The sequence below is a fragment of the Streptomyces tubbatahanensis genome, from assembly GCF_022699385.1.
Taxonomy (GTDB): domain Bacteria; phylum Actinomycetota; class Actinomycetes; order Streptomycetales; family Streptomycetaceae; genus Streptomyces; species Streptomyces diacarni.
This window is the reverse complement of sequence record NZ_CP093846.1, coordinates 3,722,188-3,736,137: the sequence shown is the minus strand read 5'-3', so window position 1 is coordinate 3,736,137 and position 13,950 is coordinate 3,722,188. Positions and strand designations below refer to the sequence as shown.

At 71.7% G+C, this 13,950-nt stretch carries 12 protein-coding genes, 2 tRNA genes and 1 pseudogene; 5 read left to right on the top strand and 10 right to left on the bottom strand.

Annotated features, from left to right (window positions below; genetic code table 11):
- Positions 1-223: 223 nt before the first annotated feature.
- Positions 224-580, bottom strand: coding sequence for an SSI family serine proteinase inhibitor (locus MMF93_RS15985; RefSeq protein WP_242752055.1), 357 nt, complete (start codon positions 578-580; stop codon positions 224-226).
- Between the two features lie 455 nt (positions 581-1,035).
- Between MMF93_RS15985 and MMF93_RS15980 the strand changes: the two genes are divergently transcribed.
- Positions 1,036-1,125, top strand: a tRNA-Ser gene (locus MMF93_RS15980).
- 216 nt (positions 1,126-1,341) lie between these two features.
- A tRNA-Arg gene (locus tag MMF93_RS15975) sits at positions 1,342-1,414 on the top strand.
- A 101-nt stretch (positions 1,415-1,515) separates the two neighbouring features.
- Here MMF93_RS15975 and MMF93_RS15970 read toward each other — a convergent pair.
- Entirely contained in the window at positions 1,516-2,031 is a 516-nt protein-coding gene (locus MMF93_RS15970) for a hypothetical protein (protein WP_242752053.1), read from the bottom strand.
- Between the two features lie 325 nt (positions 2,032-2,356).
- Here MMF93_RS15970 and MMF93_RS15965 point away from each other — a divergent pair.
- Positions 2,357-2,734: pseudogene (locus MMF93_RS15965) on the top strand (winged helix-turn-helix domain-containing protein); the annotation flags it as partial.
- A gap of 173 nt (positions 2,735-2,907) precedes the next feature.
- On the top strand, positions 2,908-3,714 hold the full coding sequence (locus tag MMF93_RS15960) for a TetR/AcrR family transcriptional regulator (protein WP_242752051.1): 807 nt from the start codon (positions 2,908-2,910) through the stop codon (positions 3,712-3,714).
- A 44-nt stretch (positions 3,715-3,758) separates the two neighbouring features.
- Here MMF93_RS15960 and MMF93_RS15955 read toward each other — a convergent pair whose 3' ends face one another.
- The 3 genes from MMF93_RS15955 to MMF93_RS15945 all read right to left on the bottom strand — a co-directional run bounded on the left by MMF93_RS15955 (position 3,759) and on the right by MMF93_RS15945 (position 8,065).
- Complete coding sequence (locus MMF93_RS15955) at positions 3,759-4,703, bottom strand: YceI family protein (RefSeq protein WP_242752049.1); 945 nt, start codon at positions 4,701-4,703, stop codon at positions 3,759-3,761.
- Between the two features lie 187 nt (positions 4,704-4,890).
- Positions 4,891-7,407: an MFS transporter gene (locus tag MMF93_RS15950; protein WP_242752047.1), complete on the bottom strand. Its 2,517-nt coding sequence runs from the start codon at positions 7,405-7,407 to the stop codon at positions 4,891-4,893.
- A gap of 181 nt (positions 7,408-7,588) precedes the next feature.
- On the bottom strand, positions 7,589-8,065 hold the full coding sequence (locus tag MMF93_RS15945) for a MarR family winged helix-turn-helix transcriptional regulator (RefSeq protein ID WP_114016640.1): 477 nt from the start codon (positions 8,063-8,065) through the stop codon (positions 7,589-7,591).
- Between the two features lie 260 nt (positions 8,066-8,325).
- Between MMF93_RS15945 and MMF93_RS15940 the strand changes: the two genes are divergently transcribed.
- Positions 8,326-8,550 (top strand): hypothetical protein, encoded by a 225-nt coding sequence (locus tag MMF93_RS15940; RefSeq protein WP_242752045.1) that lies wholly within the window; start codon positions 8,326-8,328, stop codon positions 8,548-8,550.
- A 251-nt stretch (positions 8,551-8,801) separates the two neighbouring features.
- Here MMF93_RS15940 and MMF93_RS15935 read toward each other — a convergent pair whose 3' ends face one another.
- The 5 genes from MMF93_RS15935 to MMF93_RS15915 all read right to left on the bottom strand — a co-directional run bounded on the left by MMF93_RS15935 (position 8,802) and on the right by MMF93_RS15915 (position 13,836).
- Positions 8,802-9,458, bottom strand: coding sequence for a hypothetical protein (locus MMF93_RS15935; RefSeq protein WP_242752043.1), 657 nt, complete (start codon positions 9,456-9,458; stop codon positions 8,802-8,804).
- Positions 9,459-9,888: 430 nt separating this feature from the next.
- A complete protein-coding gene (locus MMF93_RS15930; RefSeq protein WP_242752041.1) occupies positions 9,889-10,974 on the bottom strand; it encodes an RNA polymerase sigma factor SigF in 1,086 nt (361 codons plus the stop codon).
- 198 nt (positions 10,975-11,172) lie between these two features.
- On the bottom strand, positions 11,173-12,270 hold the full coding sequence (locus MMF93_RS15925; RefSeq protein ID WP_423835450.1) for an RNA polymerase sigma factor SigF: 1,098 nt from the start codon (positions 12,268-12,270) through the stop codon (positions 11,173-11,175).
- 228 nt (positions 12,271-12,498) lie between these two features.
- A complete protein-coding gene (locus tag MMF93_RS15920) occupies positions 12,499-12,663 on the bottom strand; it encodes a hypothetical protein (RefSeq protein ID WP_181861162.1) in 165 nt (54 codons plus the stop codon).
- Between the two features lie 225 nt (positions 12,664-12,888).
- Positions 12,889-13,836 (bottom strand): NADP-dependent oxidoreductase, encoded by a 948-nt coding sequence (locus MMF93_RS15915; RefSeq protein WP_242752039.1) that lies wholly within the window; start codon positions 13,834-13,836, stop codon positions 12,889-12,891.
- Positions 13,837-13,950 lie beyond the last annotated feature (114 nt).

Genomic DNA, 13,950 nt, shown 5'->3' with positions numbered 1-13,950 from the left:
CGTGGCGGGCCGCCGCCTGTGCGGGCCGCGCGGGGCGGTCTCCCACGGCCCGTACGAGGGGACCGAGAGGGACCTCGGACGCCCCTTAGGACGCCCCTTACGAGTGAGGGGCTGGAGGCGGTGCGCAGGGACGGTCTCAGGTGGCCCGCAGAGGGACGGTTTTCGGCGCGGGGGACGATCGCAGGCGCCCCGCAGGGGGATGGTCTTCGGCGAAGGGGAGGTCTCAGGCGGTCCGGGGGAGGGCGGGTACGAGGCTGTTCCACCGCGCGATCTCGCAGCCGTTGGCCCGCTTGAACCTGGCGTCGATGTCGCGACCGTGCCAGGTGCCCGTCACCCGGGCGGTCGCCGGACCGCCGTAGACCAGCGTGCACGTGGCGTCGGCGGACACCGGTTCGAAGGGGTTCTCGCCCTGCGAGGTCGCCCGGTCGAGTGCCGCGCAGGCCTGCCGCGGCGCAGGGTGATCCCCACCCGAGGGGTGGCACCGCAGCGTGTACGACCCGTCGTGCGACGTGCCGCTGTCCGACACGGTGAAGGTGAGCTCGTCGGCGGGCCGGACGGCGGCGGACGCTTCTGGGGCCACCGCCGGGGCAGCGGAGAGAGCGCCGGCGAGGAACAGAAGACTCGCCGCGGTGGATACCAGGGCGGCCGGCGCAAGAGCGGTACGACACGGCATGGGGCGACTCCAGCGAGTGAGGGGCGCCCCCGCTGCTGACGGGGCGCGCAGTCCTTTGGGGTGAGAGAGAAGGGGGCGCCGCGAGTACGCCCCCCTGTGGGTTAACGCCGCCCCGGCCGCCCCGTTGCGCCTCGGAACCCGTCCGGGCGCGCACCGTCCGGGCACCTGGCCGTCCGGGCGGGACGGGAGGCCGCGGAGGCCGTAGAGGAAATGGCACAGAGGAAGAGCAAGGGGACCGGCCTCACGCTTTGCCCAGGGGTCCGCCGACCGAGTACGGTAGGGGCCGATTGGAGACAGCCCCCGAGGCTGTGCCATCATCAGCACACACCTCGTCCGCCTCTTCGGGCGCGCCGAGTGTGTCTGGAGGCTTCGCCTAGTCTGGTCTATGGCGCCGCACTGCTAATGCGGTTTGGGGTGATCCCCCATCCCGGGTTCAAATCCCGGAGCCTCCGCTTCTGATCCGCAGCGTGATCACCGAAGCCCCGGCCCCAGGCCGGGGCTTTCGTCGTGTGCGCCGCCGTACGTGCCGCGCCACCGCACGGGTTTTCGCCCAGTTCCATCGTTTTCGCAGGTCAGGACGGCAATCACAAACGGATTTCGCCTCCGGCCGCAGGTCATGTAATGTTGTTCCCGCAACGCCGACCGGCAAGAAAACAGCCGGACAGCAAGCGCTCGTAGCTTAACGGATAGAGCATCTGACTACGGATCAGAAGGTTGCAGGTTCGAATCCTGCCGAGCGCGCACCTCAGGTAAGAGCCCCGCTCCGGATCGTCGGAGCGGGGCTCTTTCGTGTTGTACGGCGGCGCGGGTTCCGGTGGCGGAGGCTGGGCGCCTCACAGGGCTCAGCCGGTCACGCCCAGGTCCCTGCGCATGAGGTGGCGCATGGCGGCCAGCTTGGGGTCGCCCTCGGTGGTGAGGGTGTGGCGGGCCGACTCGGGGTCCTCGCCTTCGAGGGGGCGGCCGCGGTCGATGCGTTTGACCGCTCCGTCGGCCTCGGCCAGGACGCGGTTGGCGGCGCGGGACGCCTCCAGTACGCGTTCGGGGACGATCATCTGGGCTTCCGCGTAGCCGTCCCGGTACTCGAGGCGGGCCTCTTCCAGGGCCGTGCGCTCGTGGTCGGTGTAGACGCCGTCGCGCAGGCGGTGCAGGGCGTCCTTGAGGAGGGTGCTGAACTGGCGGGAGGCGCGGTTCATCGACGTGTAGGCGGCGCGGCGCTCCTCGAAGCGGCGGAGCCGTTCGTTCTCGACCCGTTCCTCCGCGCGCTGCCGTGCGGATATGCGCTGGGTGAGTACGGGCGCGAACAGGGTGCCCAGAACACCGACCACGGCCGTGATCATTGCTGCTACGACTGCTGTCACAGGGAGACCCTAGGCGGCCCGGTGGGCCGGCGCCGTCGGTGCCTTACGGTTTCCTGGCGCCGGTACGGGGGCCTGGTACGGGTGCGCGTACCGAGGGGTGCTCCGGCTCGTTCTCAGCGGAATCACAGATTCCGCCAAGAGTCCTCTCACGCTGTTGCCCGAGGGTGGTGGGATGAGCCGGAGCGGAATCAGCGCGGCCGCGGCGCCGCGCGTACAGCGACACGGGTACGGGACGGACGCGGCGCGCGGGGCGCCTCCGGTCGGCGGGGCGGGCGACGCGCGCACGGCGCGCACGGCGCACGGAGCGCGCGAACGCGCCTGCGCGAGCGGCTCGTTGCTCGTCGTCGGGGATCTTGCGCTGGACGAGGAGACGCGGGAGGTCTGGCGCGGTGGCGACGCGATCAAGCTGACCGCGACCGAGTTCCAGTTGTTGCGCTTCCTGATGCGCAACCCGCGCCGGGTGCTGAGCAAGTCGCAGATCCTCGACAGGGTGTGGAACGACGGCTTCGGCGTACCCGGCGACCGAGCGAACCTCGTCGAGCTCTACATCTCCTACCTGCGGCGGAAGGTGGACGCGGGGCGTGAGCGGATGATCCACACCCGGCGGGGCGCGGGCTACGTCCTCAAGCCCGCCGAGCAGCCCGCGCAACCCGCCGAGCGGCTCACGCAACCTGCCGAGCAGCCCGCGCAACCTGTGGAGTAGCCGGCCCGCCCGGATCCGGAATAGCAGTATTCGGGTCGCCGAAGGCGGATGAGGGGGCGGATACGGATTAGCATCGAGGGGGTAACGGTCCGGGTTCCCCCGGGCTGTTGCCGCCCCGTTCCGCCCCTGAGACCGGCTCTGGAGCCGGGCCGGCCCACGAAGGAGGGCGTGCCATGAGCGACGGCAGCCGCACCAGCCGGATGCGCAGGACCAGTGTGTGGCTGGAGGATCGGCCCGAGGCGCGGCGCAAGGCGTCCGGTGCGTCGCAGACGGAGGGGCTGGACCGGGAGAAGATCACGGCTGCGGCGGTGCGGTTGTTGGACACCGAGGGGCTGGCGAGGTTCTCGATGCGCCGGCTGGCCGCGGATCTGGGCGTCACGGCCATGTCGGTGTACTGGTACGTGGATCGCAAGGACGATCTGCTCGAACTGGCGCTGGACGCGGTCGAGGGTGAGCTGGAGGTGCCGGACGCGGAGGCCGAAGGCGCCGACTGGCGTGAGCAGTTGCGGCAGGCGGCGTTCGCGCTGCGCGGGCTGCTGCGCCGCCATCCGTGGGCGTCGGGCACGTTGGGCAGCTTCTTGAACGTCGGGCCGAGCGCGATGGGTTTCCAGCTGGGGGTGCGGCGGGTGCTGCTGCGTTCCGGGCTGCCCGAGCAGCAGGCGGACGGTGCGCTGGCGGCTCTCTTCTCGTTCGTCTACGGGCACGCGGCCGTCGAGGAGAGCTGGAACCGCCGGTGCAGCGAGGCGGGGGTCAGTTCGCAGGACTGTTTCGACGCGCTGCGTACGGCGCTGGGGGCGCGTCCTGAGTACACGGCCGGTGCGGAGGCCGTGTATCCGGTGGCCGAGCGGGACTTCGGTGTCGCGCTGGAGTGCGTGATCGCCGGTATCGAGGCCGGAACGCGAGGAGGGCGTGGCCCGGCCCCGCAGGGCCGGGCCACGCCCGTGATTCCGCCTCAGCCACCGTCCCCCGAGGACCGGTGAGGGCCGGCGGGGATCGTGAGATCCCCGGCGCCGGCCGCTCGCCGTCAGAACGGCAGTGACTCCCCCTGGACGGCCTGGATGTCCAGGTCGACCCTGAGGGTGGTGCCGACGGCCGCGATGCCGGCCTGGAGCACCTGGTTGTAGTTCATCGCGAAGTCCGAGCGCCGCAGTTCGGCGGTGGCGCGGAACGAGGCCCGCACGCCGCCCCACGGGTCGGGCCCGGTGCCCAGGTAGGTCAGGTCCAGGTCCACGTCGCGGACGACACCGTGCATACCGAGCTGTCCGTGCACCGTCCACCGGTCGGGCCCTGCCACGTCGACGCCCGTGCTGCGGTAGGTGATGTCCGGGTAGGTCTCGATGTTGAGGAAGTCCCCGGAGCGCAGGTGCTGGTCGCGCATGTCGTTGCCGGTGTTGATGGACTCCGCCTTGATGACGGCTTCCACCGACGACTTCTCCGAGTCCTGGGCGATCTCGATGCGGCCGCCGAACTCGGTGAACCTGCCGTGCACGCTGGTCATGCCCAGGTGCTGGGCGCTGGCGGCGACCGTGGAGTGCATCGGGTCGATCGTCCAGGCGCCGGGCGGCGGCAGTTCGACGCCGCCCTGCCGGGCGAGTACCAGGGTGCCCAGGTCCGCGCGCCCGGAGGCGGTGACCATCGCCGTGGAGGCGGCCGGTGCGTAACCGACGGCCGTGGCGATCACCGTGTACGGGCCCGCGGGCAGCGGCTCCGCGCTGCGCACGAACCCCTCGTCGTCGGCCTCGGCACGCAGGACCTGGTTGCCGGTCATGTCGGTGACGGTCAGCACGGCGTGCTGCACCGCCCAGCCGTCCCGGGTCCGCACGCGTGCGCGCACGCCGCCCCCGCCGGCGCCCCTGCCGCCGGCGCCCGCCCCCGGGGCGCCAGCCCCGGGGACACCCGTCCCGGGGACTCCTGTCCCGGGGAGGTCGGCGCCGTGGGCGCCGTCTGCTCCGCTTGCCCCGACTGTCATGTCTTCCTTGCTCCTTCTCGCATACGACGGGCCCCGGCGCCTCGGCGGCGGGCCGTCCCTTGCCCGCGCTCGCGTGCGGTTCGCTGTGCGGTCGCAGTGCGGTTCTCCGGGCGGCCGGGGCCCTTCCCCAGCCCGGTCCCGACGGCGCGCGCTCCGCTCGATGACGCGCGCCGTCCGGACCGGGGGGTCACTCGTCCGGGTGGTGCAGTTCGATGTCGTACGCGTCCACTCCGGGTCCGGCCACGCGCAGCGCGTTCGCCTGGGGCGGGTACCCGCTGGCGATGACCGAGTAGTCGCCTGCGTCCAGGTCGGTGAAGGCGTAGGCGCCGTCCTCACCGGTGGTGGACGTGGCGATGACGTTGCCGGCGGCGTCCACCAGCGTGACCCGCGCGTCCTGCAGCGGGGTGCGGTGCGCACCCGCGCGCACGGTGCCGGTCACCCGGGCCCCGGACGCCAGGTCGATGTCGAGCCGGGTCACGCCCTGGCCCTGGACCTCGACCGGGACCGCGGTGGGCCGGTAGCCGCCGGCGTTCACGGCGAGCGTGAAGGTGCCGGTGACCAGCTCGTCGAAGCGGTAGTCGCCGGAGTCGCCGGTCACGCCGGTGGCCAGCACCTCGCCGCGCACGTCGGTGACGACGACCATCGCGCCGCTCACCGGCGCGCCGTCCGCCAGCCCGCGCACCTGGCCCGCCAGGCCGCTGGTGCCCGACAGCAGCAGGTCGTGGCTGAGGGGACCCTCGCCGATCACGATCGTGGACGCCTGCGGCTGGTGACCGTCGGCGGCCGCGATCAGGACGTACGAGCCGGGCCCCGGCGCGTCCAGCCCGTAGGAGCCGTCGGCGTGGGCGACGGAGCGTCCGAGCTGCCGTCCGCTGAGCGAGATCAGCGTGACCGCCGCGCGGGCGACACCGATGCCGTCGGCGTTGCGTACGGTGCCGTAGACCCCGTACCCGCTGGTGGGTACCGGAGCCGGGGACTGGGCTGTGGCCATGGATGCGTACTCCCTGAACTGCTGAGTGTCGCCCCCCGGTTGTGCGGACTGCGGCTGGGCGACGGCGGCCGGTGCGGCCTGCGTGCCGGCCATCGGCTGCGGTGCCGTGCGCTCGACGGCCGGTGTGTCGGCCGGCTGTGCGGAGACCCCCGCGGAGGCCGTCGCCATGGCGGGCTGCCGTGCGTCGTCCTCGTCCGCCTCGTTGGCCGAGGTGGTACGCAGCGGGACCTCGCGGATGAACAGCACGCTCAGCAGCGCCAGCAGCGCGATCGGCGCGGCGTACAGGTAGATGTCGCCGATGCCGTGGCCGTAGGCGCTCTCCACGACGGTGCGCACGGGGCCCGGCAGCTTGTCGACCTCGGGCAGCGCGCTGCCGCCCCCGCCGGTGGAGCCGCCGGTCGCGCCGGGCTTCATGCCCAGCTTGGCGAAGCCGTCCTCCATGTAGTGGGTGATCCGGGTGGAGAGCACGGCGCCGAGCGCCGAGACGCCGACCGCACCGCCCAGTGAACGGAAGAAGTTCACCGTGGAGCTGGCCGCGCCCAGGTCGGCTGCCTTGACCTGGTTCTGGGTGGCGAGCACGAGGTTCTGCATCATCATGCCGACGCCGAGTCCGAGCAGCGCCATGAAGATCGCCAGGTGCCAGTACTCGGTGTCGTAGCGCATGGTGCCCAGCAGGCCCATGCCCGCCGTCATCAGCACGCCGCCGGCGATCAGGAACCGCTTCCACTTGCCGGTGCGGGTGATGATCTGACCGGAGATGGTGGTGGAGACGAAGAGTCCCGCGATCATCGGGATCGTCATGACACCGGCCATCGTCGGCGACTCGCCGCGCGCCAGCTGGAAGTACTGGCTGAGGAAGACCGTCGCGCCGAACATCGCGATACCGACGAACAGCGAGCCGATGGCGGCCAGCGAGATCGTGCCGTTGCGGAACAGCCGCAGCGGAATGATCGGCTCCTTGGCCTTCGACTCGACGAGCACGAACAGCAGTGCCAGCACGATGGCGCCGCCGACCATGGCGTAGGTCTGCCAGGAGACCCAGTCGTACTTGTCACCCGCGAAGGTGACCCACAGCAGCAGGGTGCAGGCCGCGGCGGCGACGAGGAACGCGCCGAGCCAGTCGACCTTGACGCCCTCCCGCTTGACGACGGGCAGCTTCAGCGTCTTCTGCAGCACGATCAGCGCGATGATCGCGAACGGGACGCCGACGTAGAAGCACCAGCGCCAGCCGAGCCAGCTCGTGTCGGTGATGACGCCGCCGAGCAGCGGACCGCCGACGGTGGCGACGGCGAACGTGGCGCCGAGGTAGCCGCTGTACCGCCCGCGCTCACGCGGGGAGATCATCGCGGCCATGATGATCTGAGCCAGGGCGGACAGACCGCCCATGCCTATGCCCTGGACCACACGGAAGGTGATCAGCATGCCGGGGTTCTGCGAGAGACCCGCGCCCGCCGATGCCAGGACGAAGACGATCAGTGCCACCTGCACCAGCAGCTTCTTGCTGGTGAGGTCGGCCAGCTTGCCCCACAGCGGGGTCGAGGCGGTCATCGCCAGCAGCGACGCCGTGACCACCCAGGTGTAGGAGCTCTGGCTGCCGTTCAGGTCGGCGATGATCTTCGGCAGGGCCGTGGAGACGATCGTCGACGACAGGATGGCGACGAACATGCCGAGCAGCAGCCCGGAGAGCGCCTCCATGATCTGCCGGTGTGTCATCTTCGGTGTGCCGTCGGATGCCGGTGCGGCAGGGGTGCCCGCACCCGGAGCCGGGGCCTGGCCGCCGACTGCGTGTCCGTGAGCCGCGTGTCGGGCCCCGCCGCCGGCCCCTTGCACGGCGTCGCGGGGCCCCCCAACCGGTGGCTGGGGTCGGGTTGTTGCCATTCGGCGTCCTTCTCACTCAGTGTGTTGCGGTGGTTTTCGTCTCGTGGGGTTGCCCGCCGCGGGCGCGGCAGTCCCCGAAGCTCGCGCGGAGCCGGTTCAGCAGGTCGTTGAGCTGGGCGACGTCCTCGTCGCTCCAGTCGTGCAGGTGAGCGGCCAGCGACTCGATCGTGTGTGCCGAGAGGTCCGTCAGGAACCGCTCACCTCGGTCACTGATCCGCAGCAGCCGGGAGCGGCCGTCCTGCGGGTCAGGGTGGCGTTCGATCCAGCCGCGGTCGGCGACGTGGGCGACGTGCCGGCTGGTCACCGACATGTCGATCGCCATCAGCTCGGCCAGTTGGCTGGTGCGCATCTCCCCGTGTTTGTTCAGGAGCATCAGTACGGCCGCCGACGCGGGCGGACACTCCGGGGGGAGACCACGTGCCATCTCTCGTTTGACGGCGCCTATGGCGCTGATCTGCCGGGCCAGCTCCTCGTACTGACTGCGTTCGGCCATCTGCACCCCATGAACTTGTTGCTTAAGGCAACCATACGAGTGGTTGGTTGCTGTAGGCAAGTTGATTCCGGGCAAGCCAGGCAAACACTGGACCAAGTCCGGGTGTGGCACCCTTCAAGCACGGGTCGCCAGCCCGGGAAAACCCCAGGTGGGTGCGGGGCATCACGGCGGCGGGCCCGGGCCCGGATGTGAGGGACCGCACACCGGCGGTCAGGGCCGCGCTGTGCCATCCGAGCGACGGTTCGCTAGGGTCCTGGGACATGGCTCACAACCCGCACGCGCCCCAGGGGCCGGACGCACAGGGACACCCCGACCCGGCAGGCAGCACCCAGATGTTCCGCGCCTTCGTCGACGAGGGCGGCCCCCAGCAGGGCAGGCGACCCGCTCCGGCACCGGCCCCGGCGGGGCCGCGCGTCGGCCTGATCGTCGGCATCGTGGCAGCCGTCGTCGTCCTCGGCGCCGTCGCCTGGCTGGCCTTCTCCTGACAGCTCCCCGGGCGGCGTGCGCGCCGCGTCACGCCATCTCACACGGTGTGCGCGGCGTCACCGGGCCGCCCGGCTCACTTCTTTCTTCCTCCGGCCGGAGAGAACACTCCTGTTGCCGGCCGGAGAGGCGCTCCTCCCGTCGGCCGGAGAGGCGCTCCTCCCGTCGGCCGGAGAGGCGCTCCTCCTGCCGGCCGGAGAGTTTCACCCCTCCCGCCCGAGGCGGGTTTGGCTTTTCTTCCAGCCGGAGAGGCTCACTTCTCCTTCCAGCCGGAGAGCTCCACCTCGCGGGTCTCGACGTGCATGCCCAGCGGCACCCGCCAGGCGTCCACGCACACCTTCCAGGTCTTCTCCTTCTTCTCCCCGGCGTCGATCGGCACGGGGAGCGCCCGCGTGCTCTCGCGCGTGGCCCAGTCGACGCCGAGACCGCCGATGATGTGGGTGGAGAAAGTGATCTTGCCGCCCGTGACCGGGCGGCCACCGGTGTTGGCGAGACGGACGGTCACCTTCTCGCACCATCGCTTGTCCGCCTTCGCCCGCTGCGGCTCGCCCGCGGTGAGAACCGCGGGACCGTCGTGCTCCGTGTCCGGCCCGCCCGAGCCTCCCGAAGACCCACCCGAGCCACCCGAGCCTCCGGGGGAGGGGCTGCCGCCCCCGCCGCCCGCCCCGGACCCGCCGCCGGCCGACGTGTCGCCGGAGCCTGACGCCGGGGAGCCGGGCGGCCGGCCGCCACCGCTCCCCCCGCCCGCTGCGCTGCCGTCCCCGTCGCCTTCCCGGCCTTCTCCGGCGCCCGCGGGGTCGTCCTTCTCGCCGTCCCGGCTGCTCCCGGTCCCGTCTCCGTCACCGCGCTGGGCGTCGCCGCCGCCCTTGTCACCGCCGTCTTCCCCGCCCTCGCCCGGGAGTGGCACCATCCGCACCTTTCCGCCCCCCTCTCCCGCGTCGGAGCTACCGCCGCTCCCGCCGGAGGACTCGCCGGCGCCGACCGCCACGTACCCCTCGTCCCCGCTGCCGCCGCACCCGCCGAGCAGGGGCGCGCCCAGACAGACGAGAGCCGCCGAGGCGGCTATCCGACCACCTCGGCGGCTCCGAGTCCTGCCGCCGCTCTTCCGCCGTCCCTGACTTCCGCGGGCGGCCCGGCTCGTGTGGCTTCGCTGGCTCCTCTGCCCTCGCATGGCGCCAGTGTCACTGACGGGCCGTCAGATGTGAAGTCTCCGTCTTCCCGTATTCGTTCGTACGCCGGTACGTGTGCGCATGCTCGGCTCCTTGTCCTCGCTCGGCTCCGTATGCCTGCTCGTCTGTGTGTCCCCCGCCGCACTCGGCCCCCCGATCGCCTCGACGATGTCAGTCTTCCGCGATCAGTCCCTCGCGCAACTGCGCGAGTGTGCGGGTCAGCAGCCTGGAGACGTGCATCTGGGAGATGCCGACCTCCTCACCGATCTGGGACTGCGTCATGTTCGCGAAGAACCGCAGCATGATGATCTGGCGCTCGCGCGGCGGCAGTTTGGCCAGCAGCGGCTTGAGGGACTCGCGGTACTCCACGCCCTCCAGCGCCGTGTCCTCGTAGCCGAGCCGGTCCGCCAGCGAACCCTCGCCACCGTCCTCCTCCAGCGCGGGGGAGTCGAGCGAGGAGGCGGTGTAGGCGTTGCCGACGGCCAGCCCGTCGACCACGTCCTCCTCCGAGACGCCCAGGCAGGTGGCCAGCTCCGTGACGGTCGGAGAGCGATCGAGGGTCTGCGACAGCTCGTCGCTCGCCTTCGTCAGCGCCAGCCGCAGCTCCTGGAGGCGGCGCGGCACCCGCACCGACCACGAGGTGTCGCGGAAGAAGCGCTTGATCTCCCCGACGACGGTCGGCATCGCGAACGTCGGGAACTCCACGCCCCGTTCGCAGTCGAACCGGTCGATCGCCTTGATCAGACCGATGGTGCCGACCTGGACGATGTCCTCCATCGGCTCGTTGCGACTGCGGAAGCGCGCCGCCGCGTACCGCACGAGCGGCAGGTTCAGCTCGATGAGCGTGTCCCGCACGTACATCCGCTCGGCGGTCGGATCCGTACCGGGCGACTCTGCCGCCGCCTTGTCGAGCGCGGCCAGGCGCAGGAAGAGCGAGCGGGAGAGCGTGCGCGTGTCGAGCCCTTCACCGGACGCCGCGGCGACACCCGCCAGCTCCCCGGCCGCCGTGCCCGCGCCGTCCGGCCCGTCGGGTCCTTCAGCGCTTTGCGCTCCGCCGGCCAGGTCGCTCGTCAGGTCGGCTGCCAGCTCGGCGCCACCCGGCAGGCCTGTGCCCTCTGCCAGTTCGGCGCCCGGCTCTGTGACGGGCTCGTCGACGAGGGCGTGAGGGAGGACGTACCCCCTCGGCCCGTCAGGTGCCCCCGGGGCCGGGGACGTGTTCTCGGTGAGCACCTTCGAGCTGCCCAGTTCTACGGACATGCCACCCCCTTGAGGTCGCGGACGGGTCGCTGCGGCGCCCTCGGCTGGAAGAGGCACCTCCCCCTCCATACCGGGACCGCCGCCGCGGCAAACGCAGCTCTTGCAGAATGTCACAAGTAGGCAACGCGACGTAGCCTCATGTCGATAAAACTGCACAGCTGGGAGCGGTGGGGCGGAAGTTGAGGTCGCTCGATCCGGTTACGCGTCGATTCGATTTGCGGCCCGCAGCCGGGCGAAGCTGCGCGAGAGCAGCCGCGAGACGTGCATCTGCGAGACGCCCAGCTCGGCACTGATCTGCGACTGCGTCAGGTTCCGGTAATACCGCAACAGCAGGATCCGCTGCTCGCGTTCGGGCAGCTGTACGAGCAGGTGGCGGACGAGATCGCGGTGCTCGACCCCGTCGAGCTCCGGGTCCTCGTAGCCGAGCCGGTCCAGCAGTCCCGGCATGCCGTCCTCGCGCTCCTGAGCGGCCTCCAGTGACGTGGCCCGGTACGCCCGCCCGGCCTCGATGCAGGCGAGCACCTCCTCCTCGGAGATCTTCAGCCGCTCGGCGATCTCCGCGGTGGTGGGCGACCGCCCGTGCAGCGTCGTCAGATCCTCGGTGGCGCCGCTGACCTGCACCCACATCTCGTGCAGCCGCCGCGGCACGTGCACGGTGCGGACGTTGTCGCGGAAGTAGCGGCGGATCTCGCCCACGATCGTCGGCATCGCGAACGTGGGGAACTGCACCCCGCGGCCGGCGTCGAACCGGTCGATCGCGTTGATCAGCCCGATCGTGCCGACCTGGACGACGTCCTCCATCGGCTCGTTCCGGCTGCGGAAGCGTGCCGCGACGTACCGCACGAGCGGCAGGTTGGCCTCGATCAGCGCGGCCCTGATGCGCTCGTGCTCGGCCGTGCCCGACTCGTGCCTGGACAGCTGTTCGAAGAGGGACTGCGTCAGCGCCCGGGTCCGCGCGGCCCGCTCCCGCTGCGCCTCGGCGGGCGTGCGCGGTGCCTCCGAGGGAGCGTCCGAGGGGGCCTCGGAAGAGGTGGCGGCCGCGGAGGTGGCGGCCGTCGAGGGGGCCGACGTCGGGGTGGCGGCCGTCGAGGTGGCGGACGTCGGGGTGGCGACTGCCGAGGGGGAGGACGGAGTCGACGCGGCGGACGGAGACGCGGCGGACGGAGACGAGGCGGTGGGAGACGAGGCAGCCGGGGAGGCCGCGGGCGGGACGGCGGCCGGGGTCACCGGGGGCGCGTCGGATGCCGTCGCGGCATCGCCGGAGTGAGTCTGGGTGGGCGTCCGGGTCCCGTCCACTCAGCCACCACCCCTTTACGGTGCAGATCGGTGTCGATCTGTCGTGATCGATCGCGCGTACTTCGGTCGCGATTCGCCCTGCAAAAAGCGGTCATAGCATCACAAGACAGGTGCACTGTGCGCAAGCACCGGATCACTCCGTGTTGCTGGTCCGTTGCGCGCCGAAGCCCCCGGCGGGTGCGGGAGAAGAGGGCGCCGGAGGGGCGCCGGAGGGGCTCTGCGGGGCTCTCAGTTCACGAGCGAGGTCATGAACCGGCCGACACCCTGGGCGGCGCTGGAGATGCCTTCGAAACCTATCTGGACCAGATCGGCGGCGCGTTCGGGGGACGTGATGACCGTGTACAGCACGAAGACGACCAGAAGGTAGCCCACGAGTTTCTTCGCCTGCGCCATCGCGCTGTCCCTCCCCCGGGTGCGCTCATCGACACCCTGCGCCCCTGCGTGTCCTGTCGTTTGCACTCCTGTGCGCCAGTACGTCTGTTCTGCGTCCGCCTGTGCGCCGTATGGCTGTGCGGCGGCGAGTGTAGCGGGAAGGACGGGGACGGGGAGGCGTACGAGACGCCGACGGGTGGGCGCAGCGCAGCAGGGGAGACGCGGACGTGCCCGAACGGGAAGAGCTCAGGGCAGCAGGACCGTCTTGCCGCGGGCGCCGCCTGCCCGGTTGCGGGCGAGCGCGCCAGGGGCCTCGTCCAGCGGGACCTCCGCCTCGATCGGGACGGCGACCCGGCCGCTGTCGATCTGCCTGACCAGTCCCTCCAGCAGTTCGGCGGAGGGGTCGAGGTGGAAGTTGATGCCCTCGATACCGCGCCCGTGGAGCGCGTCGAGCGACGCCGCGTCCACGGTGGAGACCGCCACGCCCCCGTCGCGTACGAGCCCCGCGTGCGCCGCGAAGTCCTCCCGGGCGTGGGAAGTGAGGTCCACCAGCGCGTCCACACCCGCCGGATACTCCTCCCGTACCGCCTCCTCCAGCGGACGCTCCCTGGCATCGACGGTCAGGGCCGCGCCGAAGGACGCCATACGGGCCTGGTCGTGCCCGTGCGTGGCGGCGACCACGCGCAGCCCTTCGGCCGCGGCGAGCTGGGTGAGGAACGTACCGACGCCGCCCGCCGCGCCGATGATCAGCAGGGACCGGTACGAACGCAACGCCGCCGCACCCATGATCCCCAGCGCCGCCATCCCCGCCGTGGGCGCCCCCGCGGCCGCGGTCAGCGGCAGCGTCAGAGGCGCGGGCGCCACGCTGCCCGTCTCGTTCACGACGACGTACTCGGCGTACGTGCCCCGCCCCACGGGCTCGCTCACCACGTGTCCGAACACCTGCTCACCCGTGACGAACCGGTGCGCCTGGGGGCCGTTCCCCTCGACGACGCCCGCGAAGTCCACGCCCATCACCAGCGGGAAGTCGTACGGCACCACGTCCTCGAGCACGCCGTCGGCGATCTTCCAGTCCAGCGGGTTGAGGCCGGCTGCGGCGATCCGCACCAGGACCTCGCCCTCGCCCGGCTCCGGCCGCCGCGCCTGCAGAACCTCGGGCCGCCCGTTCCGCTCCCGCACACCGACAGCACGCATCCGCTCGCGCCTCCCTGCTCCCCCCTGGGACCAGCGGTCGCCCTTTCAACGTACGACAGGCGGCCCCGCCTCGCAGTCCGCACGGGCGGGGCCTCGCGGAGCGGGGAGCCTCCG

Excerpts from the sequence above, each read along its gene's own strand:
- MMF93_RS15960 (WP_242752051.1), top strand. The coding sequence starts at position 2,908 with ATGAGCGACGGCAGCCGCACCAGCCGGATGCGCAGGACCAGTGTGTGG.
- MMF93_RS15955 (WP_242752049.1), bottom strand. The coding sequence starts at position 4,703 with ATGACAGTCGGGGCAAGCGGAGCAGACGGCGCCCACGGCGCCGACCTC.
- MMF93_RS15950 (WP_242752047.1), bottom strand. The coding sequence starts at position 7,407 with ATGACACACCGGCAGATCATGGAGGCGCTCTCCGGGCTGCTGCTCGGC.
- MMF93_RS15945 (WP_114016640.1), bottom strand. The coding sequence starts at position 8,065 with ATGGCCGAACGCAGTCAGTACGAGGAGCTGGCCCGGCAGATCAGCGCC.
- MMF93_RS15940 (WP_242752045.1), top strand. The coding sequence starts at position 8,326 with ATGGCTCACAACCCGCACGCGCCCCAGGGGCCGGACGCACAGGGACAC.
- MMF93_RS15935 (WP_242752043.1), bottom strand. The coding sequence starts at position 9,458 with ATGGTGCCACTCCCGGGCGAGGGCGGGGAAGACGGCGGTGACAAGGGC.
- MMF93_RS15930 (WP_242752041.1), bottom strand. The coding sequence starts at position 10,974 with ATGTCCGTAGAACTGGGCAGCTCGAAGGTGCTCACCGAGAACACGTCC.
- MMF93_RS15920 (WP_181861162.1), bottom strand. The coding sequence starts at position 12,663 with ATGGCGCAGGCGAAGAAACTCGTGGGCTACCTTCTGGTCGTCTTCGTG.
- MMF93_RS15915 (WP_242752039.1), bottom strand. The coding sequence starts at position 13,836 with ATGCGTGCTGTCGGTGTGCGGGAGCGGAACGGGCGGCCCGAGGTTCTG.